Source organism: Bradyrhizobium sp. AZCC 2289, assembly GCF_036924615.1.
Lineage (GTDB): Bacteria > Pseudomonadota > Alphaproteobacteria > Rhizobiales > Xanthobacteraceae > Bradyrhizobium.
Genome location: NZ_JAZHRY010000001.1, coordinates 8,978,556 through 9,000,617, shown reverse-complemented (window position 1 = coordinate 9,000,617; position 22,062 = coordinate 8,978,556). Strand labels below are relative to the sequence as shown.

21 protein-coding genes and 2 pseudogenes are annotated in these 22,062 nt (G+C 61.8%); 13 read left to right on the top strand and 10 right to left on the bottom strand.

Translation table 11 applies throughout. The features are described from left to right. The first annotated feature begins 74 nt into the window (after positions 1-74). The 12 genes and pseudogenes from V1289_RS42100 to V1289_RS42045 all read left to right on the top strand — a co-directional run. A complete protein-coding gene (locus tag V1289_RS42100) occupies positions 75-809 on the top strand; it encodes an SDR family oxidoreductase (RefSeq protein ID WP_309184283.1) in 735 nt (244 codons plus the stop codon). 127 nt (positions 810-936) lie between these two features. After that, positions 937-1,683 (top strand): SDR family NAD(P)-dependent oxidoreductase, encoded by a 747-nt coding sequence (locus tag V1289_RS42095; RefSeq protein ID WP_334405276.1) that lies wholly within the window; start codon positions 937-939, stop codon positions 1,681-1,683. 159 nt (positions 1,684-1,842) lie between these two features. After that, positions 1,843-2,235 (top strand): GFA family protein, encoded by a 393-nt coding sequence (locus V1289_RS42090; RefSeq protein ID WP_334405274.1) that lies wholly within the window; start codon positions 1,843-1,845, stop codon positions 2,233-2,235. 49 nt (positions 2,236-2,284) lie between these two features. Then, positions 2,285-2,965: a site-2 protease family protein gene (locus tag V1289_RS42085; RefSeq protein WP_334405273.1), complete on the top strand. Its 681-nt coding sequence runs from the start codon at positions 2,285-2,287 to the stop codon at positions 2,963-2,965. A 51-nt stretch (positions 2,966-3,016) separates the two neighbouring features. After that, positions 3,017-3,454 (top strand): hypothetical protein, encoded by a 438-nt coding sequence (locus tag V1289_RS42080; protein ID WP_334405271.1) that lies wholly within the window; start codon positions 3,017-3,019, stop codon positions 3,452-3,454. A 211-nt stretch (positions 3,455-3,665) separates the two neighbouring features. Beyond that, positions 3,666-4,886 (top strand): ABC transporter substrate-binding protein, encoded by a 1,221-nt coding sequence (locus V1289_RS42075; RefSeq protein ID WP_334405269.1) that lies wholly within the window; start codon positions 3,666-3,668, stop codon positions 4,884-4,886. A 356-nt stretch (positions 4,887-5,242) separates the two neighbouring features. Then, positions 5,243-6,711: pseudogene (locus tag V1289_RS42070) on the top strand (catalase). Positions 6,712-6,725: 14 nt separating this feature from the next. After that, on the top strand, positions 6,726-7,571 hold the full coding sequence (locus V1289_RS42065) for an MIP/aquaporin family protein (RefSeq protein WP_334405268.1): 846 nt from the start codon (positions 6,726-6,728) through the stop codon (positions 7,569-7,571). A 174-nt stretch (positions 7,572-7,745) separates the two neighbouring features. Beyond that, the gene (locus V1289_RS42060; protein WP_334405267.1) at positions 7,746-8,705 is read left to right on the top strand and encodes an AraC family transcriptional regulator; all 960 of its coding nucleotides are present in this window, start codon (positions 7,746-7,748) and stop codon (positions 8,703-8,705) included. A 12-nt stretch (positions 8,706-8,717) separates the two neighbouring features. Next, complete coding sequence (locus tag V1289_RS42055; protein ID WP_334405265.1) at positions 8,718-9,206, top strand: GlcG/HbpS family heme-binding protein; 489 nt, start codon at positions 8,718-8,720, stop codon at positions 9,204-9,206. 25 nt (positions 9,207-9,231) lie between these two features. After that, positions 9,232-10,215 (top strand): rhodanese-like domain-containing protein, encoded by a 984-nt coding sequence (locus V1289_RS42050; RefSeq protein ID WP_334405263.1) that lies wholly within the window; start codon positions 9,232-9,234, stop codon positions 10,213-10,215. A 97-nt stretch (positions 10,216-10,312) separates the two neighbouring features. After that, positions 10,313-10,477, top strand: a pseudogene (locus V1289_RS42045) (cupin domain-containing protein); the annotation flags it as partial. Positions 10,478-10,559: 82 nt separating this feature from the next. Here the strand turns inward: V1289_RS42045 and V1289_RS42040 are convergent. Further along, positions 10,560-12,260 carry an adenylate/guanylate cyclase domain-containing protein gene (locus V1289_RS42040; protein WP_334407889.1) on the bottom strand — a complete coding sequence of 567 codons (1,701 nt, stop codon included), beginning with the start codon at positions 12,258-12,260 and terminating at the stop codon, positions 10,560-10,562. Between the two features lie 547 nt (positions 12,261-12,807). On the opposite strand from V1289_RS42040, the gene V1289_RS42035 reads away from it, so the two are divergent. After that, positions 12,808-13,242: a hypothetical protein gene (locus V1289_RS42035; protein WP_334405261.1), complete on the top strand. Its 435-nt coding sequence runs from the start codon at positions 12,808-12,810 to the stop codon at positions 13,240-13,242. Positions 13,243-13,296: 54 nt separating this feature from the next. On the opposite strand, the gene V1289_RS42030 is transcribed toward V1289_RS42035, so the two are convergent. The 9 genes from V1289_RS42030 to V1289_RS41990 all read right to left on the bottom strand — a co-directional run bounded on the left by V1289_RS42030 (position 13,297) and on the right by V1289_RS41990 (position 21,933). Beyond that, on the bottom strand, positions 13,297-14,277 hold the full coding sequence (locus tag V1289_RS42030; RefSeq protein WP_334405260.1) for an ABC transporter substrate-binding protein: 981 nt from the start codon (positions 14,275-14,277) through the stop codon (positions 13,297-13,299). Positions 14,278-14,392: 115 nt separating this feature from the next. After that, positions 14,393-14,824 carry a hypothetical protein gene (locus V1289_RS42025; protein ID WP_334405259.1) on the bottom strand — a complete coding sequence of 144 codons (432 nt, stop codon included), beginning with the start codon at positions 14,822-14,824 and terminating at the stop codon, positions 14,393-14,395. Positions 14,825-15,277: 453 nt separating this feature from the next. Further along, positions 15,278-16,072 (bottom strand): TonB family protein, encoded by a 795-nt coding sequence (locus V1289_RS42020; protein WP_334405257.1) that lies wholly within the window; start codon positions 16,070-16,072, stop codon positions 15,278-15,280. A gap of 17 nt (positions 16,073-16,089) precedes the next feature. Continuing rightward, positions 16,090-16,566, bottom strand: coding sequence for a TonB system transport protein ExbD (gene exbD / locus V1289_RS42015; protein WP_334405255.1), 477 nt, complete (start codon positions 16,564-16,566; stop codon positions 16,090-16,092). A gap of 3 nt (positions 16,567-16,569) precedes the next feature. Continuing rightward, positions 16,570-17,541, bottom strand: coding sequence for a tonB-system energizer ExbB (exbB, locus tag V1289_RS42010; protein ID WP_334405253.1), 972 nt, complete (start codon positions 17,539-17,541; stop codon positions 16,570-16,572). Between the two features lie 125 nt (positions 17,542-17,666). After that, complete coding sequence (locus V1289_RS42005; RefSeq protein WP_334405252.1) at positions 17,667-18,179, bottom strand: DUF2946 family protein; 513 nt, start codon at positions 18,177-18,179, stop codon at positions 17,667-17,669. Continuing rightward, entirely contained in the window at positions 18,176-18,865 is a 690-nt protein-coding gene (locus V1289_RS42000) for a Fe2+-dependent dioxygenase (RefSeq protein WP_334405250.1), read from the bottom strand. The genes V1289_RS42005 and V1289_RS42000 overlap by 4 nt, the downstream gene beginning before the upstream one ends. A gap of 22 nt (positions 18,866-18,887) precedes the next feature. Further along, positions 18,888-21,437, bottom strand: a complete 2,550-nt coding sequence (locus V1289_RS41995) for a TonB-dependent receptor (RefSeq protein WP_334405248.1) — start codon at positions 21,435-21,437, stop codon at positions 18,888-18,890. Between the two features lie 256 nt (positions 21,438-21,693). After that, complete coding sequence (locus tag V1289_RS41990; protein WP_334405246.1) at positions 21,694-21,933, bottom strand: hypothetical protein; 240 nt, start codon at positions 21,931-21,933, stop codon at positions 21,694-21,696. Between the last annotated feature and the right edge of the window lie 129 nt (positions 21,934-22,062).

Genomic DNA, 22,062 nt, shown 5'->3' with positions numbered 1-22,062 from the left:
CCTCTGCGGAAACATGGATTGCTTCGTCGCTCCGCTCCTCGCAATGACGAAAGAAAAATGAACAGGAGACAATCATGTCAGACCGCCTGAAAGGCAAACGTGCATTCGTGACCGCGGCTGCGGTGGGTATCGGCCGCGCCTGTGCGGTGGCCTTTGCGCGCGAGGGCGCCACCGTGTTCGCGACCGATATCGACGAGAGCAAGCTTGCGGACCTCAAGAAAGAGGGCATCGCGGAAATCGCAAAACTCGACGCACGCGATAGTGCGGCCGTCGCCGCCATGGCCAAGCGCGCCGGCAAGACCGACATCCTGCTCAACGCCGCGGGCTTCGTGCATCACGGCACGGTGCTCGATTGCTCCGATGAGGACTGGGATTTCTCGTTCGACCTCAACGTCAAGTCGATGCACCGCACGATCCGCTCGTTCCTGCCGGGCATGCTGGAAGCCGGCGGCGGCTCGATCGTGAACATCTCGTCGGCGGCCGGCGTGTTCAAGGCCGCACCCAATCGCTACGTCTATGGCGCGACCAAGGCTGCGGTCGCAGCACTGACCCGCGCCGTCGCCGCCGACTTCATCACCAAAGGCGTACGCTGCAATTGCATTTGCCCCGGCACCATCGAGACGCCCTCGATGCTGGAGCGCGCTGCCGCCGCAGGCCCCAACGGGCGCGAGATGTTCGTGTCTCGGCAACCGATGGGCCGGCTCGGCACGGCGGAAGAAATCGCACTGCTTGCGGTCTACCTCGCGAGCAACGAAAGCGCATTCACAACCGGCGTCGCCCACATCATCGACGGCGGCTGGACGCTGTAGACGAAACCCTCATCCTGAGGAGCCGCGCTTTGCGCGGCGTCTCGAAGGATGGGCCACGGGCCCTATGGTTCGAGACGCGCAAGGGCGCTCCTCACCATGAGGAACATCAAGTGAAAGGAATTCCCCTATGAACAAGATCGATCTGAACGGCCGCTGCGCCGTCGTCACCGGCGGCGCGCAGGGCTTTGGGCGCGCGATTACCGAGCGCTTCGTTGCGTCCGGCGCAAAAGTCGCGATCTGGGATCACGACCTGCCCTTTGCCGAAAAGACCGCCAAGGAAATCGGCCCAGCCGTCAGCGCCTTCAAGGTCGACGTTTCCGATCTCGCCGCAGTCGAAAAGACGCGCGACGATACGCTGAAAGCGTTCGGCAAGATCGACATCCTCGTCAACAATGCCGGGATTGCCGGGGTCAACAAGACGGTGTGGGAAACCGACCTCGACGAATGGCGCAAGGTGTTGCGCATCAATCTCGATGGTCCCTTCATCTGCTGCAAGGCGATCGCGCCGGCGATGATCAGCCAAGGCTACGGCCGCATCGTCAACATCGCCTCGATCGCCGGCAAGGAAGGCAATCCGAACGCCGCACATTACTCGGCCTCCAAGGCCGGCCTGATCGCGCTGACGAAGTCGCTCGGCAAGGAACTGGCGCAGCACGACATCCTCGTCAACGCCGTCACTCCGGCGGCTGCGAAAACCGCGATCTTCGACCAGCTGACGCAGCAGCACATCGACTTCATGCTGTCGAAAATTCCGAAGGGGCGGTTCGTGCTGGTCGAAGAACTCGCCGCGATGGTGGCGTGGCTGGCCTCGGAGGACTGCGCCTTCTCCACTGGCGCCGTGTTCGATATTTCCGGCGGCCGGGCAACTTACTGAGAACGATCTGGTTGGGTCCGCATGGTGAGGAGGCGCTCTTGCGCCGTCTCGAACCATTAGGCGACGATGGGGCTTCATCCTTCGAGACGCGGCGAAGACGCCGCTCCTCCAGCGATAACGGCGAAGCCGTTACGCGGGGATGAGGACAACGAGGATGCCATGATACGCGAAGGCGGATGCCTGTGCGGCGCGGTCAGGTTCAAGGCCGAGGGCGAGCCGCTGAACGTCCGGATCTGCCATTGCCGCACCTGCCAGAAGGCGATGGGATCGCCGTTCTTCGCCCGCGCGCTGTTCGACCACCGTGCTTTGACGGTGGAAGGCGAAACCGCGCGCTATCCCTCGTCGGACGCGCTCGACCGGGTGTTCTGCAAGACCTGCGGTACCCGGCTGTTTTCCCGCCGCACGAATGGCACGGTGGTCGGCATCGCGCTGGCCGCCTTCGACGATCGCAACGCCTTTGCCCCGACCGAGCACATCTGGGTCTCCGAGAAGATGGACTGGGTGCGGCTCGACGACGGCCTGCCGCAATATCAGGGGACGGTTCCCCGGTGACGCGGGCGTGCTAGGCTGTCGCATCAGCACGCCAACCGGGGCACATCGATTGAACATCTCACTGTACGACATCTCCGTCTGGGTGCTGCCGCTCATCATCGCCATCACCTTCCATGAGGCCGCGCACGGCTTTGTCGCGCACCGGCTTGGCGACAACACCGCTTGGCAGCTCGGCCGGGTCAGTTTCAACCCCCTGAAGCATATCGACCCGCTCGGTACCCTGATCCTGCCGGGGATATTGCTGCTGTCGCATTCGCCGTTCCTGTTCGGCTACGCCAAGCCGGTGCCGGTGAACTTTCGCAATTTGAACCACCCCCGGCTCGACATGGTCTGGGTGGCGCTGGCAGGCCCCGCCACCAACATCATCCTGGCGCTGGCGGCCGCATTCGCCTTCCATGCCCTGCCCTGGGCACCCGCAAACGCTGCACAATGGATCGCGGACAACCTTAAAAACGCATTCCTGATCAATATCGTACTGGCGGTCTTCAACATGCTGCCGATCCCGCCGCTGGACGGCGGCCGGGTCGCAGTGGGATTGCTGCCGAAGGGGCTGGCCATGCCGCTCGCCCGGCTGGAACCTTATGGCATGCTGATCCTGATCAGCCTTTTGATCCTGCTGCCGGTGCTGGGCGCGCAGCTCGGCCTAAATCTTGATGTTATTTCGGTGATACTGCGGACACTGACCGGCTATGTGATCCGCGCGCTTCTCTTCGTCACCGGCAACGCTTAAGCCTAGACTGAGGAAGGACGAACGGGACAGGGAAGAAATCGGCTAGGGGCCATGGCAATCAAAGCTGCCGACATGTTGATCGCTCGACGCGCCGACACCCGCGCGCGGGCCGACTTTGCGACCTGGAAAATGCTGGCCAAGCTCAACGGCGCCTCCGCACTGCCCGCCGAGGCCCAGAACTTCCTCGTCGCCTACCGGAAGCTGCTCGAGAAGATGACGGAGGCTGACGCCTCCGAGGCCACCATCCAGCTGATGTACAAAAGCTATTATGCCGAGATGGGCGGCGCCGGGACGCCGCCTGAGGTGCCTGCGCGCGCCAGCGAGCCCGTGACCGACACCGGCAACGTCACCGCCTTCCGCCGGCCTCCTCCCGCCAAGGCGAAGAAGCCCGCGGTGTCCGGGCCGAACGCAAAACCGCGGCTTCCGGTGGCGCTGATCTTTGCCTGTCTTGTCGTTGTCTATGTCGGCATCCGTTATTACTGGCGGTAGCTGACTTTACCGATTCCGCTTCATCGAGTTGCACATCGTAACGGCCCTCGATCCAAGGCGCCGGCTTAAGGCATGCGCGCGCCCGGTAAATTCCCCGCAAGATGGAATATTCGACCTTCGGACCAACCGTCGCCACGGCTAGGCGGCCGGTCGAATGCCGGGCATAATAACTGCTTAATTTATCCAAAAATTCAAAATCCTTGGAGGGGAAATGAAACGAATTATTGCAGCGTTGGCGATCACCACGAGCCTGGTATTTGCCGGCAGCGCGTTGGCGCAAACGCTCGACAAGGTCGTCAAGGTCGGAAGCCTCGGCGACCAGTCGGGGCTCTATGCCGATATCGGCGGTCCCGGCTCCAGCGTCGCCGCGCAGATGGCGATCGAGGATTCCGGGCTCTTGGCCAAGGGCTGGAAGATCGACCTGATCTCGGCCGATCACCAGAACAAGCCCGACGTCGGCGTCAACATCGGCAAGCAGTGGATCGACGTCGAAAAGGTCGACGTGTTCGTCGACCTCGCCAGTTCCGGCGTCGGGCTCGCGATCGCCAACCTCGCCAAGGAAAAGAACGTCGTCAACCTGAACTCCGGCTCGGCGTCGTCCGATCTCACCGGCGCGCAATGCTCGCCCAACACCGTGCATTGGGTCTACGACACCTGGATGCTCGCCAACGGCACCGGCAAGGCGCTGGTCAAATCCGGCGGCGACACCTGGTTCTTCCTGACCGCGGACTACGCGTTCGGTCAGGCGCTGGAGCGCGACACCGCAGCGGTGGTCACCGTCAACGGCGGCAAGGTGCTCGGCGGCGTCAAGCACCCGCTGAACAATGCCGACTTCTCCTCCTTCCTGCTGCAGGCGCAAAGCTCGAAGGCGAAGATCATCGGATTGGCCAATGCCGGCGGCGACACCACCAACGCGATCAAGCAGGCGGCCGAATTCGGCATCGTGTCCGGCGGGCAGAAGCTCGCGGGCATGCTGCTGTTCATCACCGACGTGCATTCGCTCGGGCTCAAGGTCGCGCAAGGCCTGAACTTCACCGAGACGTTCTACTGGGACATGAACGACCAGACCCGCGCCTTCACCAAGCGCTTCAACGAGAGGTTCAAGAAGCAGCCTCCGACCATGGTCCAGGCTGGCGTTTATTCGTCGCTGATCCATTACTTCAAGGCGCTGGAAGCGCTGGGCGGCAATCCGCATGACGGCCGCGCGGTGGTCGCCAAGATGAAGGAAATGCCGACCGACGATCCCTTGTTCGGCAAGGGCTCGATCCGCGCCGACGGCCGCAAGATCCACCCGGCCTATCTGTTCGAGGTGAAGAACCCGTCGGAATCGAAATATCCGTGGGATTATTACAAGGTGATCGCCACCATTCCGGCGGATGAAGCCTTCATCCCGCTGGAAAAGAGCGTTTGCTCGCTGGTGAAGAAGAGCTGAGGCAGGCACATCGTCTAGCAGGAAATGCCGGCGAGCGAATCGCCGGCATTTTTGTTGGTGCGGAGATATTCTGATTCAATTTTCAAAGAGCTAAGACGTCATTGCGAGCCAATGGGTCGCGCGAAGGCGCGCCCGATGACAGGCTCCGCGAAGCAATCCATCTGCGTGGTGAACCTCCTCACACCTTTTGAAGCAAGAATTAAAAACTGACAGCAACCCCACCAAAGTGATCTGCCAGCCGGAAGCATACATCAGCGTTCTCGTCCCGGACTTTGCGTCCGCCATCGAGAGGACGTACCTGTTCCATGTGCGGTCGCATGGTCGGGAGCTCTTTACTCATGCACTGGAAAGACCTTATGGCAAAATCTCCCAAACTTACGACGAATAGCGGCGCGCCGGTCGCCGACAACCAGAACTCGCTGACCGCGGGACCGTTCGGCCCGGTGCTGATCCAGGACTTCCATTTGTTGGAAACGCTAGCGCATCAGAACCGCGAACGGATTCCGGAGCGCACCGTGCACGCCAAGGGTTCGGGCGCCTACGGGACGCTGACCGTCACCAACGACATCACGAAGTATACGCGTGCCGCTGCGCTCTCGAAGGTAGGCAAGAAGACGGAAGCTTTCCTGCGCTTCTCCACCGTCGCCGGCGAGCGTGGAGCGGCGGATGCCGAGCGCGATGTGCGCGGTTTTGCGCTGCGCTTCTACACCGAGGAAGGCAACTGGGACGTCGTCGGCAACAACACCCCGGTGTTCTTCGTGCGCGATCCCCTGAAATTCCCGGACTTCATCCATACCCAGAAGCGTCATCCGAAGACCAACCTGCGCTCGCCGACCGCGATGTGGGATTTCTGGTCGCTGTCGCCGGAAAGCCTGCACCAGGTCACCATCCTGATGTCCGATCGCGGGCTGCCGCAGAGCTATCGCAACGTCGACGGTTTTGGCTCGCACACCTATTCCTTCATCAACGCGAGCGGCGAACGGCACTGGGTGAAGTTTCACTTCAAGACCATGCAGGGCATCAAGAACTGGACCAATGCAGAGGCCGGCGGGAAGATCGCAGGTGACCGCGAGACGCATCAGCGCGACCTCTATGACGCGATCGCCCGCGGCGAGTTTCCGAAATGGAAATTCTGCGTGCAGGTGATGCCGGAAAGCGACGTCGGCAAGCACTGGTACAACCCGTTCGACCTGACAAAAATCTGGCCGCACAAGGACTATCCGCTGATCGAGGTCGGCATCAACTCAACCGCAACCCGGACAATTACTTTGCCGAGGTCGAGCAGGCCGCCCTGACGCCGGCCAATGTCGTGCCGGGTGTCGGTCACTCGCCGGACAAAATGCTGCAGGCGCGCATCTTCTCCTATGCGGATGCGCAACGCTATCGCGTCGGCGTCAATGCCGAACAGCTGTCGGTCAACAAGCCGCGCTGCCCGGTGCGCACCTATCACGCCGACGGCACAATGCGGCTCGCCGGCAACCCCAACCCGGACGCCTATTACGAGCCGAATTCCTTTGGCGGGCCGGCGCAGGACAACAGCGTGAAGGAGCCGCCGCTGAAGATTTCCGGCAATGCCGATCGCTACAATCACCGCGACGGCAATGACGATTACCGCCAGGCCGGCGACCTGTTTCGCCTGATGGGCGCGAGCCAGAAGGAACAGCTGTTCGACAACATCAAGGCCGCGATGGACGGCGTACCGATGGAGATCGTCAAGCGCCAGGTCGCGCATTTCTATCGCGCCGACCGGGACTATGGCATCGGCGTCGCGACCCGCATGGGTATCTCAGCGAAGGATCTGGCCGCGGCGCAGGCCGCGGAATAGGCGCGCTCGCTTCCATGGCCGGCGATGCTCTGGCGTGCCACCGGCTGTCTCTCAACCAACGTGGTTTCACTTGGCGCAACCCTGAGCGCGCCGAGCGATCAATCCCATACCTGGAGTCAACAATGTCCAACCAGACTGCGACGAAGCTCATGGCTGAATTCATAGGCACGTTCTCATTCGTGTTCATCGGCGCCGGCACCGCGGCCGTGATTGGCGATGGTGTCGGCCTGCCCGGCATAGCTGCGATTGCTCTGGCCCATGGCCTGGCCATCATGGCCTTCGCGTTTGCATACGGTTCTGTGTCGGGCGGGCACATGAACCCGGCGGTCACAGTCGGCGTGCTCACCGCTGGCGCCATGGATCCGATCGACGCCATTGGCTATATTGCAAGCCAGCTCGCTGGAGGCATCGCTGCTGCGCTCTTGCTGCGAACCTTGCTCGGCGGCGTCGCCACCGGCCTCGGCACACCAACGCTCGCACACGACCTCGCTCTTGGCGGCGTGTCGCTCACAATCACGCCGGTTGCCGGCTTCATCATTGAGGCCGTGCTCGCGTTCTTCCTGGTCACGGTCGTACTCAGCACAGCCGTTGCCGGGCGAGCGGGCAATCTCGCGCCGCTCGCGATCGGAATGACGCTGACCTTCAACATTCTGATGGGAGGTGCGCTCACGGGCGCAGCTTTTAACCCGGCGCGTGCACTTGGCCCGATGGTTGCGACTGGCAAATTCGACGATGCCTGGCTGTACATGGCAGCTCCAATCGTCGGCGCCATCATCGCGGCTCTCCTGCACACGGGCCTTCGTTGGCTCTCCCAGGAGGGAATGGCGCCGGGAAGGATGGCCGAGACGCCCGCCGAATGACCGTACCGGAACCCCACGCGATGTGAGTCACAGGCCTGGCTGCGATAAGCCAGGCCTGTGTTTCAAGACATCGTGACCTTCGCGCTTCAACTCAGCGTGAGAGCAGCAAGTGCACCGTCTTGACCGCGGTCGTGACAGGTCTACTTCATCTCTCGGTGGGCCAAAGATCGTGCCTTGATAGCTGAGCGCACGATCATCGTGGCCAATTCCGTTGAACGAAGGGTACAGATGCTTTCATCGCGAGCTGACGCGCAAGCTGAGACGGGCTCGGTCATTGCTTATTCGCCAACCGAGATCGTCAGACGCCATTTCGAGACGTGGCCTGGCCTCAAAGTCGAGACGGTCCAGGTGAAGCGGCGCACGTCTTTCGAATATCGCTTCAGAGCTCCCTGCCATCTCCTCATTGCGGCAGAGCTTTCGGAGCGAGAGCACGGAGAAACTCTGCTCGAGGGGCTGCCCCGGTCGAACCAACGCATCCTTACACATAAACTCACCTTCGTCCCCGCAGGACATGACTTTTACGGATCGCAGAAACCGCGTACGTTGGCCCGTACAATAAACATTTACATCGATCCGCAGGGCCCTCTTACCGATCCAGAGCTGCGGTTCGGCGAGATTGAATTCAAGCCACGGCTGTTCTTCTATGACCGGAATCTGTGGGAGACGGCTCTCAACCTCAAGGTCCAGGTGGAAAATCGCAACTTGATGCATCGGCAGTATGGGGAGGCATTGGGAGTTTTGTTGGCGCACGATCTCGTTCGCATCAATGGCAATGCCGATCCACTGAGCACATCGGCGGATCGAGGCGGTTTGGCAGGCTGGCAGCAAAGGCGACTAGCCGAATACATTGAGGAACACGTTTCTGATGACATTCCGCTCGCGGCCCTTGCGCAGTTGGTGCAGCTGAGCCCGTACCATCTCTGCAGATCTTTCAAGCGGTCCTTCGGCATGCCGCCGCGCAAATATCATGCAACGCGCCGCATCGAACGAGCGAAGCAACTGTTGGCAGAGCGCGAACTGCCGATCACCACGATAGCGCTCGCGGTCGGATTCGGAGAAACCAGTTCATTTACGGCAGCCTTTCATCGGCTGACGGGACAAGCGCCGAGCCGATACCGCCGTGACCTCGATTGAAGCCAGGTTGCCATGATCAAATTTGCCAGGAACATTGCACTGTTGGCCGCTGTGTTCTCATTCTCAGCGAGCGCACAGACTGTCCAGGTCAGGACCCTCGACCAGGCCGGAGCCGAGAGCGTCCTGCAAGCCGCGAAGGAGAACGCGCGAAAGCGCAATGCGCCTTCGGCGATTGCAGTCGTCGATTTCGCCGGAGACTTGCTGGCTTTCGAGCGTATGGACGGTGTGCGGTCCGCGAGCGCGGAGCTCGCAATCGAGAAGGGACGAACGGCTGCGCGGCTGCAGCGCCCGACGCAGGAGGTCGAGGACAGCATCAATCACGGCCGGACGGCCTTCGTCACCGCAGGCATCATGTCGCTACGCGGCGGCGTGCCGATCTTTGTCAACGGAAAGGTGGTGGGCGCCGTCGGTGTCGCAGGCAGGAACAAGGAGACCGACGCCGGCATCGCGAAAGAAGCGGCGGACGTCGTTAGCTCTGCAGCGGTAGCCAACGAACCGTAATTTTTCGCAGGCCGGCGTACCAGAGATGAGCGAATTGCGGGTCCTGATCGAACAATATGGACTGCTCGTCGTATTTGCGGCGGCCTTTCTGAGCCGCATGGGATTGCCGGTCCCGGCGTTTCCCGTCCTGCTCACCGCCGCGGCGATGACCGCGGGCAGTGCCCGTGCGGTGGGTGGTCTGGCGCTGGCCGGAGTCGCGGGCGGGCTTATCGCGGATATCGGATGGTTTGCCGCAAGCCGGCGATACGGCCGCTCCTTGTTGAGATTTCTGTGCAAGATTTCCGTTTCGCCGGATTCCTGCGTCCGCCAGACCGAGAGCGTATATGCGAGACTTGGCGGCCTATCGCTCGTCGTGGGCAAGATCATGCCGGGCATCGGACTCATATCGACCGCGCTCGCCGGCATTGCAGACATGTCGATCGTCAGATTCGTCGCGCTGAACTGCATCGGCGAGTCTCTCTTCATCGGCCTGACCGTTCTCCTGGGCGTTCTGTTCAACTCGGCGATCCTCACGTTCATTGAGACGCTTGCCCATCTCGGCGCCATGGGCATCGCCTTGATCCTCGGCGCGCTTGCGATATACGTGGTCGGACGTTGGTGGAAGCGCCGGCTCTTCATCCGTGAGCTCCGGATGGCCAGGATCACGGCCACTGAGCTTGCGGAGATGATCGACCGGGGTGAAACGCCTGTTATCATCGACGTCAGGCCGGTCGATCTCCGCCGAGAAGATGGCGTGATCCCCGGGGCCGTGTTCGCTCATCCCGCGGACGGGACGACATCGCTTGCGGGCTTTTCGGGCGACCTGGAAGTGATCGTCTACTGCGATTGTCCGAAGGAAGCCTCGGCAGTCGCTGCGGTTCGGCATCTGCGTCAGGCGGGTTTCCACAGGATCAGGCCGCTTCTCGGCGGTATGGATGCCTGGATCGCGGCGGGGCGAGCGATCGCCCGGCCGGAGATACTGCCCAAATCCGCAGGAGAGGCAGTGCTGCGCGAACGCCGTGCGTCGTGACGGATTGTTGAAGCGGTCAATCGCCCCTTGAATCCCGTACTTTTTGCATAAGGGACAAAGCCGAAGAGACCCATGAGCGACCGGATCGATTTGTCAGAGAAATCGAACGGGACGCTGGGGCCGGGGCAAAATGTACATCGTGCCGAAGGGCGTCGAGCATCGCCCCGTCGCGAAAGATGAGGTGCACTTGTTGCTGATCGAGCCAACCGGGACACCCAACACCGGCAATGTCGAAACCGCTGCGCCGCGCAAGACGGCGTGAGCGACGATGCCCGGAAATCTGCTAAACGAACAGGCGGGTTTGCTTCGCCGATCGGGCGGCGGCGACGGACTTCAACGCGGCCTCAATCCTTCCAGCCGGCCTTGCGCAAACCCTCGACGAGATGAGCGTGGTCCTCCGGACGAAACCACGGAGCTCTCTTGCGGACATACATGTCGAATGCCCCCGGTGCGCGCGAGACGGCCTTCTCCAACGCATCCATCGCTTCCGTTGTGCGCCCAAGTTGGCCCAGCGCCGCCGCGGGCCAGCGGTAGATCATCGGAAAATCGGGAAACGACCGGATCAGGCGTTTTGCGGCTTCGACAGAAGCCTCGTATTCGCTGCAGAAATATAGTCCGCACGCAACGTGCAACAAACGTACGGCCAGATACGGATCGCGGGGATCGAGCCTGATACATGTTTCGAGAGCCATGAGCCCTTCCCTTGGCCGTCCCGCGAAGATCAGCGTCGCGCCTCTGTGGCCATGCGCGATGGCCAGATTTGGACTCATCGAGAGAGCTCGCTCGATCTCCGCCAACGCACCGTCGGCGTCGCCGCGCGCTTGCAAGGCCCAGCCGAGGCACGACCGGGATTCTGCATCGGCGCCATCGAGTGCGACCGCCCGGCGGGCCAAGGCTTCCGCCGAGCGTTGCGCGCTTGGCAGATCCAGCTTCTGATAGAGCGCGGCCGCTTGCAGCTGAAACAAGGCGAGCCCGCTGTAGCCGCCGGCAAAGGTCGGGTCGAGATCGATTGCCTGCTTGAAAAACTGCTCTGCCGTCGCGTCGTCGTCTGGGGTAGCTTTGCTCAGATGCCACAGACCGCGCTGATAGGCCGCCCAGGCATCAAGGCTCTCCGGCGGCTTGCGCATAGCGCGTCGAAGCTCGGCGTCGGCAATGGCGGGGGCCAGGGCGGTCGTCAGCGCTTCGGTAAGCTCGTCCTGCACAGCGAAAATATCGGCGAGATCGCGGTCGTAGCGCTCGGCCCACACATGGTTGCTGGTTACCGCCTCTATCAACTGTGCAGTGACGCGAATGCGATTGCCGGCCTTGCGCACGCTACCTTCAAGCACATAGCGCACGCCGAGCTCCCGCCCGACCTGCTTCACGTCGACCGCCCGGCCCTTGTAAGTGAAGCTCGAATTACGTGCGATGACGAACAGCGAGGGATAGTGCGATAGCGCCGTGATCACATCCTCGGCGATCCCGTCGGAGACGAACTCTTGCTCGGGGTCGCCGCTCATATTGGTGAATGGCAGCACGGCGACGGACGGTTTGTCGGGCAACGCGAGCGCCGGAACCTCAGGTTTGGGTGTCGCAGACCGCTGGATGGGATCGATGATGATACGGTAGACGTGGACAGGCCGGGCGATATTCTTCAGAGTTTGCTCGCCCGCGTCCTCGACGTCGAAAGGCACCTTATCGCGCGCGTGATTGAAGACCGTACGAGAGATACATATGCCGCTGGGTTCGGCGAACGCCTCCAGTCGCGCCGCGATGTTCACGCCGTCGCCATAGAGGTCGCGGCCCTCGATCATCACGTCCCCAAGGTTGACCCCGACGCGAAACTCAATTCGCTTCTCCTGCGGCACGTCGGCATTGCGTTCGACCATGCTCCGTTGAACCTCGATCGCGCAGCGGACTGCATCCACGACGCTTGGAAACTCGATTAGAATTCCGTCACCGGTCGTTTTCACGATGCGACCGTGATGTTGCTTGTTCTTTGGATCGATCAGTTCGCTGCGAAGCAGCTTGAGGCGTGCGAGCGTGCCCTCCTCGTCCGCGCCCATCAACCGGCTATAGCCGGCGATATCGGCGGCAAGAATAGCGGCGAGCTTGCGTTTGGTCTGATCTGAGGCCATTGGGGTCCGCTCCCCCGGTTCCCTGTCTCCATACTATCACCGGAATGCCCTTGAGGTAATTCACACGGATGGCGCGCTGACGTTCGACCGAGCTGCTCCAACGCCGGAGCCTTGGCACGCCGAAGCATTAAGGGATGGGGGCCGGGCTCAGCGATCGGGCGCTTCCAGGCATGCACCGCAAGACGGCGTGAGCGACGATGCCCGGAAATCTCGCCAAACGAACAGGCTCGATTGCTTCGTCGCGGAGTTTATCATCTGTCCCGCGGCTTGAAATATCCGTGGGACTACTACTATCCCGTCGCCACGATTCCGACGGACGAAGCCTTCCTTCCGCTGCAATCCGCGCTCCTCTCTGGTCGAACGGGACGAGGTACCTCTTATTTGCCCTCGCCTGGGCCAGCCCTTCGGCGGGAACACCTTTCGCGCCGTGGAAGACTGGCCTAGCGTGATGTCAGCAATCCGTGGGGCGACCACGATGCGGTCCAGCGTCAGAAAATTTGCCCACGTTCTGGAACGCTTCGGGCTTGCAATGGCGGGAGCTGCAAGCGGCTTGTTTGTCGCCGCGCATGTGGGGTCGATCATCTCGGCGCTGACGTCTCAGGCTTTCATTCTGATCATGATGATTAGTGGCGCGGTCGGCTTTTACCAGGGAATCGATACGCCTCCGCTGGCTTTTCATGGACCCGACCATCAGCCTTCAGGAGACGGCTCGATCGCGAAGATCGACTCCGCGGAATTTCTCAGTGCCGTGGGCACGTTTCTCGCCGCGTTGGCAGCTTTCGTGTCGGTTGGCGTGATTGTGCTTCGGGAAGACCTGCATATCTTTTGGACGACAGCGATCTTGCTGGCATGGCTGGTTGGCGTGACCATGCAAATCATCGCGGGTGCGATTGCACGCGCCCGGAGTTGAGGCGTGATCGGTCCGGCTTCGAAGCCTGCGTCTGCGGAATTACGGTGACGGTGCTCATTCGATCACCTCGTCCGCGCGGCCGAGCAGAGACAGCGGGAACGTGAGGCCGAGCGCCTTGGCGGTCTTCAGGTTGACGACCAGTTCGACCTTCACCGACTGCTGGACTGGGAGATCGGCCGGCTTTTCGCCCTTGAGAATCCGGCTCGCGTAGACGCCCACTTCGCGATAGGCATCCGACAAACTGGTTCCGTAGCTCATAAGGCCGCCCGCGGCAGCGTAATCGCGGAATGCATAGGCCGTAGGGATCGAATGGTGCGCAGCTAACGCAACGAGTTGCTCGCGTCGGCCATTGAAGAACGTATCGCCCTGTACGCAAAGTCCGTCAGCCCGAATTTGGACCAGGGTTGCGAAAGCCGGCTCGAAGTCGTGTTCGCTGCTGGCGTGCAGGATATGGACTCGGTGCCCAATCGTGCGCTCCGCCACCCGAACTTGTCGGGAAAGTGAGTCCGAAGTCGCATTTTTCGGATTTACGAGGTAGCCGATGATGGCGGCTTTCGGAGCGACCTCATGGAGCAACTCCAGTAGCTTCGGCCCCAGGTCGTCGTTTAATGGGGTTACGCCCGTGACGCTGCCGCCCGGCCGGCTCAGACTGGCGACGAGGCCCAGGGCGATTGGGTCGCCACCTACGAGGAAGACGATGGGGATGGTCGTAGTCGTCGCCTTGGCAACGAGTGCGGCAGCGGTGCCGAACGCAGCAATGACACTCACCCGACGGTCGACCAGGTCGGCTGCGAGTGCTGGTAACCGATCGTATCTGCCCTCAGCCCAGCGGTATTCGACCGCTACGTCCCGGCCCTCAACGTAGCTGCTCTCGCTCAGGCCGCGATGAAATGCGGCAACTTCAGCGCGCCGTGCTTCAGGCGATGTGCCATGGAGGAACCCGATCACCGGCATCGCTTCCTGCTGGGAGCGCGCGGCGAGTGGCCAGGTAACCGTCGCACCGACAAGAAGACTGATGAAATTGCGACGTCTCATGCGGCCCTCCAGGGAGGCCCCGGGTCTGGGCTAAATCTCCAGTCTAAATCCAGGCCGAAGCAGCAGCGGATAGACGTTGGCATGCAGCGCACTGAAACGCTCCTCATTGACCCGGCTATTCCGCTCCGCGGGCGAATGCGTCTCCAGTGCAGACTGCGTCCTGCGCGTTCGGCTCAATATTGACCGAATATACGTTACCGTCTCGACATCTGATGCTCCAGTTATCGACCCCGGATTCAGTGCCGCCTTGATACGTGGTCCGAACAACGGCATCACAAGCCAGCTTTTTATTTTTCAGAACCAGGTTCCAGAAAGCGAGATGCTTCGCCCGATCCATTGCAAGTATCCTCGTCGTCTCTTGATTGGGGGCGCGGACCGTTTTGAAAGGTTCGGAAGCTGCGGCCGTGGATGGCACGGTGGTTGACGAAGCCGTGGCATACGCCTTGTTCAAATGCAGATCAGCATCCAGAACAAGCCAGACAGCTGATGCGACGACGAAGCTAGCGATAATCGCCAAAAAAACCATAAGTGACCGCTTCTTCAACATGTCTCCCTCCCCGGGATAGAGACACAGGCGGCTCTTGCGGCGTCGCGAGGCCGCAGAGACCTGAAAAATCAATGTCCTTCGCAAACAGCACCGACAGCTGCAGTCGCTGCGGGCTGGGCCGGAACTTCGATCAGTAGCCGATCGAGATGTCGCACCGGCGGTAAGCGGATTCGGGCAGCGGCGCTGACGTGTCGCGAAAAAAATATCAAGATGGGGCTGACAATACCCTTTGGAACCGTGCCAGCTCGGCTCAGACCGTTGCGTGCCGTCGCGGCGAGTAGCCGTAGCGCGGAGTTGTTAAACCTGACATCCGCCAACAGAATCTCACGTTCGGTCACACGCAACCTGATCGAAGTGCGGCACGATGATACGACCAGCGGCAAATTCAACTCACAAATTATGAACGCGTGGAGGTTTAACACAACCGCCGCGGCTCAACTAGTCAACGCGCCGCTATTTCCCTTCGGCGTTGAATGCGACGGGCACGAAGCGCTTCAATCCGAGGTCGGCGACCAACGGCGGCGGTGCGGGTACGGGATCGGATCGTCGGACCATCTTGAGAGCGGCTTCGTCGAAAGCCGGTTGGCCGGACCCCTCGGCAATGCTTGCTGAAACAACGTGGCCGATGCGGTCAAACTCGACATCCAGTATGACCCGGACCTTTGCGTCCTTGGCCTTCACCCCCTGCGGATAAATCAGGTGCTTCTTGAAGTGGGCCATCAGCTTCTTTTCCCACGACACTTTTGCGAGCTGAGTACTGTTTCCGATTCCCTGTTTTGGAGCGGTCGATTTGTCGTCGAGACGGCCGTCAAGCCTCGGCGTTGCCGTTGCTTCCTGCGCCGCGGACTCCGTTGAAGCCTGTGTCTGCACCGCCGCGACCTTTGGATCGTCTTCCCTGGGCTTTTTTGACTCGTTCTGCGTCACCGCCCGGTCCGGATCCTCGGCGTCGGTTGGCGTGTCCTTTGGCAGGTCGGCTTCCTTGACCTCCGCCTTCTGATCGGCAAGCTGTGGCGAAGCAACGGACGCGTCGACATCCGGCCCCGGCGGCAGATCGATCGGCTCGGCACGCGTCGATGTCAATTCAAGTCCGACTTCGATCGCAGGCGCGCCAAGCGAATCCTCGTCGTCTCCGGTCTGCAGATGCGCGATCGCCAGCGCGCCGAATCCCAGATGAAGCGCAAGCGCGCCCGCCGCTGCCAGAATCCACAGCCGCCGCGATGGCTTTTGTTCGGTCTCGAAGTCGGGCATCTCGACGCCGTCCCGGCTCAGGGTTTTGCACGATCGGCGGCGGCAGGTGGCACCGCGCCGCTATCCGGCACTCCCTCCAGCGCCACCAGCTTGATCTTGGAATAACCGCCGGCGTGCAGGATTTCCAGCACGTCCATCAATTCGCCATAGGGAACCGCGCGGTCGGCCCGCAGGAAGATCGGGTGATCCTTGCTGACGTCCGCCATAGCGTCGAGCGAGCGGACCAGATCGATCCGCCTTACCGGATTTTCGCCGATCGCGACCGCAAGGTCCGGCTTGATGCTGACATAGGTCGGCTTGTCCGGCTTCTTCTGCGGGGTCGCGGATGACGTCGGCAGATCGACCGGCAGGTCGACGGTCGACAGCGGCGCCGCCACCATGAAGATGATCAGGAGAACGAGAATGACGTCGATGAACGGCGTGACGTTGATCTCATGCGATTCCGCGAAATCGCTGTCGTCGTCGACGTCACTCTCTGCGAGAGAAATAGCCATCGCCTACTCCGCCGCCGCGCGCGAATGTGTACCAACATGGGTACGATCGAGATCGCGTGACAATAGCCGTCCCGCGGCACCCGAGGCCCGGCTGACCAGTTCGAGGTAGCCTTTGGTCACGCGCGTGAAGTGATTGTAGATGATGACGGCCGGGATCGCAGCGACGAGGCCGATCGCGGTCGCGAGCAGCGCTTCGGCGATGCCGGGCGCGACCACGGCGAGATTGGTGGTCTGCGATTTCGAAATGCCGATGAAGCTGTTCATGATGCCCCAGACCGTGCCGAACAATCCGACGAAGGGCGACGTCGCGCCGATGGTCGCGAGCAGCCCCATGCCTAATCTGATCCGGCGCGCCTCGGCGCGCACGATCTCGGCAAAGCTCGAGGCCGCGCGCTCCTTGATGCCGCTGTCGCTGGAAATGCCCGCCGACAACCGCGCCTCGCGCATTGCCGCCGCGAGCAAGGACGACAACACGCTGGCTTTTGCGCCCAGCGCGAATTGCGCATCTGCCAGCGACCTGGCGTCGCCGATCCTGGCGAGCGCCGCGCGCAGTTTGCGCTGAATGACCGAGAGTTCGATCATCTTGGCGATGAAGACCGTCCATGTCACCAACGACGCGAAGGCGAGACCGACCATCACTGCTTTCACGATGATGTCCGCCGACATGAACATCGACCACGGCGACAGCTCACGCAACGCGACCGTGGTCGATTTCAACGACCTGCTGCCGTTATCGGCGGGAGTTGCAGTCGCATCGGACGCCAGGGCTGCTGGAGCGGATGGAACGACCGCTGACGGCACTGGAGCCTGCACCGTCGGCGCGGCTTGTGCCGGGATCGCCGGTGGTTGCGGTTGCGCCAGCGCGGGGGCCTGCTGCGGCGCAGGAGCCGCTTGCTGTTGCGCCGATGAGGGCGCCGCCAGCGACAACATCGCCAGTGCGAATATCAAGGTCGCTCGAAAAGGTGACATATTCATGCTTCGGCCCGGTCGTTGATCGTTCGAATTGTGAGGCCTGCATCCGGTCAGTTGCAGCTATTGCAAACTACCGAGATAAAAGCCGCGAGGCGGCCGATCGGGCGCGAACGCGTCGATGGCCGATCTCAGGAGACGGGCGGTGCGCGAGGCTGAAAGGCGGTGCCAGCAGAATTCAGATCGACCCGCGCGGCGTTGGCGATTAAATGCGAGAACAAAACAGCTTGGGGTGCCGGCAGGCACGGCGGCGTCACGACCATCATGGCGCCGGCCAGCGCCAGCACGGCGCAGATGGCGCAGTCATCGGTCAGCCGGCCATCGGGGGTATCATCGGAGGAGGTCTTCAAGGGAGCTGCGCGAGATGCGTCGGCGCGCAAAGTCCAGTTCGCTGCATGCGTCGCCGCACCGCTAGCGGCGGCGTGCAGCACCAATTGGCTCGCGAGTGCCGACGCCGCCTGCGCGCTGCTGGCGTGGAAATGTCCGAACGACAGCAGAAACTGGACCGCGAGCGCAAAAAGCGCGAGCCGCGAGCCTCGTCTGATGTTTGATCGGAACCATTTCATGTCGGCATGCGCCTCGGCCGGAGACCACTCGATGTAATAGTATAACATCTCGGAGACCGCGCCTAGTGAAGTATTCATACTTCGGCCCAGGTGCGGATCAGGTTGTGATAGATACCGGTCAATTTGACCGTTTCGGGGTCATCTCGCCCAAGCCGCTCGACCAAGGCCTGGATCGCGGTATCGAGATCGAAGATCAGGCTGCGGGCGTGGGCATCCCGCACCATGCTCTGCAGCCAGAAAAATGACGCAACCCGCGTACCGCGGGTGACCGGCGTCACCAGATGCAGACTGGACGCAGGATAAAGCACGAGGTCACCGGCCGACAGCTTGATTTCATGGGAGCCATAGAGGTCCTCGACCACCAGTTCGCCGCCATCATATTCCTCCGGCTCCGACAGGAACAGCGTGACCGACAAATCGGTGCGGATCCGCAGGCCGGTGAGAGGGTCTCCCCTCACCGCATTGTCGACATGGATGCCGAAATGGTGATCGTCGGCGGCGGCATAGCGGTTGAACAGTGGCGGAAATATCTGCAGCGGGATCGCGGCCGAGATGAACCGGGGACTGGCTGATAGCGCGGACAGCACGCGATGGCCGAGCTTGCGCGCGACCTCGCTATCCGCAGACAATTGCTCGTTGCGCTTCCCCAGCGCCGACTGCGCGCCGGCAGTGGAACGGCCGTCTTCCCACGCGCAGCCGTCCATGACGCGGCGGAAATCCGCCACGTCGGCCTTGCTTAGGACTTCGGGAACACAGATCAGCATGACGTCGACATCACTCCCTCGGTCAGAATCTGGCCGAGAGGACCATCGACACGGTGCGGCCGGGCGCCTCCAGCACGAACGGCGCAGCACTCTGATACAGCGCGTCGTAATAGAGCTTGCTGAAGATGTTGTTGACGAACAGCTTTGCGGTCCAGTTGGCGTTGACCTTGGCTTCCGCGAAGGCATCGAAGCGCCAGTAGCTCGGCAGCTGCGTGCCCTGGTTGGCGGCGAGGAAGGTGCCGCCAAAGATCTTCGAGCGGTAGACCGCCTGCCCGCCGAGTTCCCAGACATCCGTGAGCTGGTATTTGGTCAATAGGCTGAACGACCGGTGCGCGACGTTGGACAGCGGCAGGCCGACATTGGTCGTGTACAGCGTCGTATTGGCGGGCGGCACCAGCGACTTCGTCACCTCCGACTGCATCAGCACGAGGCCGCCGATGACGCTCCATTTATCGGTGATCTTGCCGCCGGCGCTGAGATCGATGCCGCGGATGCGGTAGGCCGCGCCGGCCGAGATGCAGGAAACCGTGCCTGATGTCGCCGCATAGGGGCAACTCGGCGTCGCGGTCGCCGCGGTGATGTTGCGCGATTCCCGCGCGTTGTCCTTTTCGGTCTGGAACAAGGCCGCGGTCAGCAATAGATGCCGGTCGAACAACTCCCATTTGGTGCCAACTTCGATCGCCCTGTTCTTTTCGGGCCCCAGGATCTGGTTGGGATTGCCGTTGAGCGAGGGAGCCAATCCGCCATATTGGGCGCTGGTGCCGTCGAATTCGGCGCCGACGGGATTCGACGACGTCGCATAGGCTGCATACACACTCGCGATCGGCAACGGCTTGATCACAGCGCCGACGTTGAAGTTCGGCATGTCGTATTGCTGCGCCTGTGAGCCGAAAACGTTCGCGACACTGTTCACGGTGCCGTAGCCGCTCGCCTTGATATTGTAGTCGTCGAGGCGGACGCCGCCGTTCAGGATGACGAAGTCGTTATAATTGGCGCTGTCGAGCAGGTAGACGCTCTTGGTGTCGATGCCGACCTTGGTGGCGAGACCGCTGAGCGTCGGCGTGCCCGGGAACACCGCATAGGTCTGGCTCGGATTGAATACGCTGATCCCGCTCACCGAACCGGAGCCCGCGCTCCCGCCGGGCAAGGCTTCCGAACTCAAGCCGACATATTTGTCGTTGCTGGCGCGCTCCTGCGAGATTTCGACGCCGGCTAAGGCGGTGTGTTTCCAGCCGGCGAGATTGAATTTGTAGGTCGCTTCGGTCTGGTTGGCGAGCACGTCGGTGACCTGGTAGCGGCTCTGCGGGTTGGCGGTGAGCGTCGACGCCGAAAGCGGATTGGCGAGCGACGGCGATTCCGGAAGCGTCCCGATGTAGTCGAGTAGCGAGCGCTGGACCCTGAACTTGTTGCTGACGGTTAAGTCCGGCGTGATCGCGACCTCGCCATTGAGCGTGCCGATGTCCTGCTTGACGTGATAGAAATCGCGATTGACGAAGCCGTAGAAATTGTTGCGGTTGGCGCCGAAATCCGGGAACGGGCCGCCCGCGGTGCTGGCCGTGCTCGGCCGGTAATACGGCACGCCGAAATCCGGCAGGCCGTGCAAATTGGTGTGGATGTAGCTCGCGCTCAGTTTCACGGTGTCGAGCGGCATCCATTTCGCCGTGACGAAACCGCCGTCGCGATCGTCCTTGACATAGTCGCGCCCGGCGACACCGGCGTCCTGGAACAGGCCACCAGCGCGAATGGCCAGCGTCGGGCTGATCACCTGGTTGACGTCGAGCACGACGCGCTTGCTGTGGTCGGTGCCGAACGTGGTGTCCATGTTGTAGAAGCTCTTCTCGGTGGACGCCTGCCTGGTCACGATGTTGATCGCGCCGCCGGTGGTGCCGCGGCCGGCAAAGGACGAGCCCGGCCCGCGCAGGATCTCGACCTGCTCGGTGAAGAAATTCTCGCGAACGCTGACCCCGGCATCGCGTACGCCGTCGAGGAAGACGTCGTTGCGGGCGTCGAAACCGCGGATGAAGAAACGGTCGCCGAAGGCGTTGCCGCCCTCGCCGGTCCCGAGCGTCACGCCGGCGGTGCTCAGCACCGCTTGCCGCAGCGTGGTCGCGTTCTTGTCTTCCAGCACCTCCTTGCTGAGAACCGTGACCGTCTTCGGCGTGTTCAACAGCGGCTCGGGGAATTTGCCCGACGCCTGCAGGTGGTCGACCTTGTAGGGCGCCGCCGCATCCGCATAGGGATTGCGGTCGGCGCGCAGGCCGCCGGCATTGGGAAACGGCACGGCGGCCGCCTGGGCTGGTTGCGCGCCGCGCGCGGCACGGCGCAACGCGGTGCGGGCGCGGAGCTGATCCGGTGAAGGTTTTGATGCAACAGGACGCAGGCGCGCGACCGGGGCATCGACCGTCACCGGCGGCAGGCTCGTCTGCTGCGCTTCGGCGCCGGAGAACGACGCGACCGCAATCAGACCTGCGACCGCCGAAACCTTCTTGCCGGAATGATTATCGAACTTGTCGTCGACCAAGTTGATTGCGGTGAACGAACGCAACGATCTCGGTGCTATTGCTTGGCCCATAGTCCCACGCGCCCCTTACTTGATTTCAGATTCAGTCGCGCAGCGTCGTTGCGATGCGCGATGGGCCGTTGGTATCGAGTGGAAAATTTGGGGTCAACGCGACCCGGGCGCAGATGAGCTTGAATAGGTCCAGATCAAAGCGATTCTAATCGCAAGATTGAAATCGTTCTAAAACCGCGTTTGTAAGCGCTCTAAGGAGTCGCGAGAAACGCCGTAAAATCCGGCATTACTTGCATCGATCGATTTTCGGGAACGATCACTCGCTGCTCGGCGGCTTCATCAGCGAAAACAATTCATCGACCGTCATTTGCGCGATCTGTCGCACGCGATCGGTATTGTCCATGCCGGCGATATTGACGCCCTTCACCACCGCCTTGATCTCGTCGCGGAAGTCGGTAAGGAAGCGCAAGGGATCGGGCGAGCTGTTGGCGACGCGCGCGATCAATCCCGTGACCAGGATCTGGCAGGCCATCATGCGTCCGTTCAGCTCATCCATCATGCACTTCCGGTTTCTCGACTTGGGTTGCGCGCGATATGGACGCCATCGCCTCGCGTTTCAACCAATTCGAAATGTGCAGGTGCGATGCACTGACGCAGCGGGCATCGTTCGCGTCAAGCGAGCCGG

Excerpts from the sequence above, each read along its gene's own strand:
- exbD (WP_334405255.1), bottom strand. The coding sequence starts at position 16,566 with ATGGCTATTTCTCTCGCAGAGAGTGACGTCGACGACGACAGCGATTTC.
- V1289_RS42025 (WP_334405259.1), bottom strand. The coding sequence starts at position 14,824 with ATGTTGAAGAAGCGGTCACTTATGGTTTTTTTGGCGATTATCGCTAGC.
- V1289_RS42030 (WP_334405260.1), bottom strand. The coding sequence starts at position 14,277 with ATGAGACGTCGCAATTTCATCAGTCTTCTTGTCGGTGCGACGGTTACC.
- V1289_RS42065 (WP_334405268.1), top strand. The coding sequence starts at position 6,726 with ATGGCCGGCGATGCTCTGGCGTGCCACCGGCTGTCTCTCAACCAACGT.
- V1289_RS42100 (WP_309184283.1), top strand. The coding sequence starts at position 75 with ATGTCAGACCGCCTGAAAGGCAAACGTGCATTCGTGACCGCGGCTGCG.
- exbB (WP_334405253.1), bottom strand. The coding sequence starts at position 17,541 with ATGAATATGTCACCTTTTCGAGCGACCTTGATATTCGCACTGGCGATG.
- V1289_RS42020 (WP_334405257.1), bottom strand. The coding sequence starts at position 16,072 with ATGCCCGACTTCGAGACCGAACAAAAGCCATCGCGGCGGCTGTGGATT.
- V1289_RS42095 (WP_334405276.1), top strand. The coding sequence starts at position 937 with ATGAACAAGATCGATCTGAACGGCCGCTGCGCCGTCGTCACCGGCGGC.
- V1289_RS42005 (WP_334405252.1), bottom strand. The coding sequence starts at position 18,179 with ATGAATACTTCACTAGGCGCGGTCTCCGAGATGTTATACTATTACATC.
- V1289_RS42000 (WP_334405250.1), bottom strand. The coding sequence starts at position 18,865 with ATGCTGATCTGTGTTCCCGAAGTCCTAAGCAAGGCCGACGTGGCGGAT.
- V1289_RS42090 (WP_334405274.1), top strand. The coding sequence starts at position 1,843 with ATGATACGCGAAGGCGGATGCCTGTGCGGCGCGGTCAGGTTCAAGGCC.
- V1289_RS41990 (WP_334405246.1), bottom strand. The coding sequence starts at position 21,933 with ATGGATGAGCTGAACGGACGCATGATGGCCTGCCAGATCCTGGTCACG.
- V1289_RS41995 (WP_334405248.1), bottom strand. The coding sequence starts at position 21,437 with ATGGGCCAAGCAATAGCACCGAGATCGTTGCGTTCGTTCACCGCAATC.
- V1289_RS42035 (WP_334405261.1), top strand. The coding sequence starts at position 12,808 with ATGCGGTCCAGCGTCAGAAAATTTGCCCACGTTCTGGAACGCTTCGGG.
- V1289_RS42075 (WP_334405269.1), top strand. The coding sequence starts at position 3,666 with ATGAAACGAATTATTGCAGCGTTGGCGATCACCACGAGCCTGGTATTT.
- V1289_RS42050 (WP_334405263.1), top strand. The coding sequence starts at position 9,232 with ATGAGCGAATTGCGGGTCCTGATCGAACAATATGGACTGCTCGTCGTA.
- V1289_RS42040 (WP_334407889.1), bottom strand. The coding sequence starts at position 12,260 with ATGGGCGCGGACGAGGAGGGCACGCTCGCACGCCTCAAGCTGCTTCGC.
- V1289_RS42055 (WP_334405265.1), top strand. The coding sequence starts at position 8,718 with ATGATCAAATTTGCCAGGAACATTGCACTGTTGGCCGCTGTGTTCTCA.
- V1289_RS42080 (WP_334405271.1), top strand. The coding sequence starts at position 3,017 with ATGGCAATCAAAGCTGCCGACATGTTGATCGCTCGACGCGCCGACACC.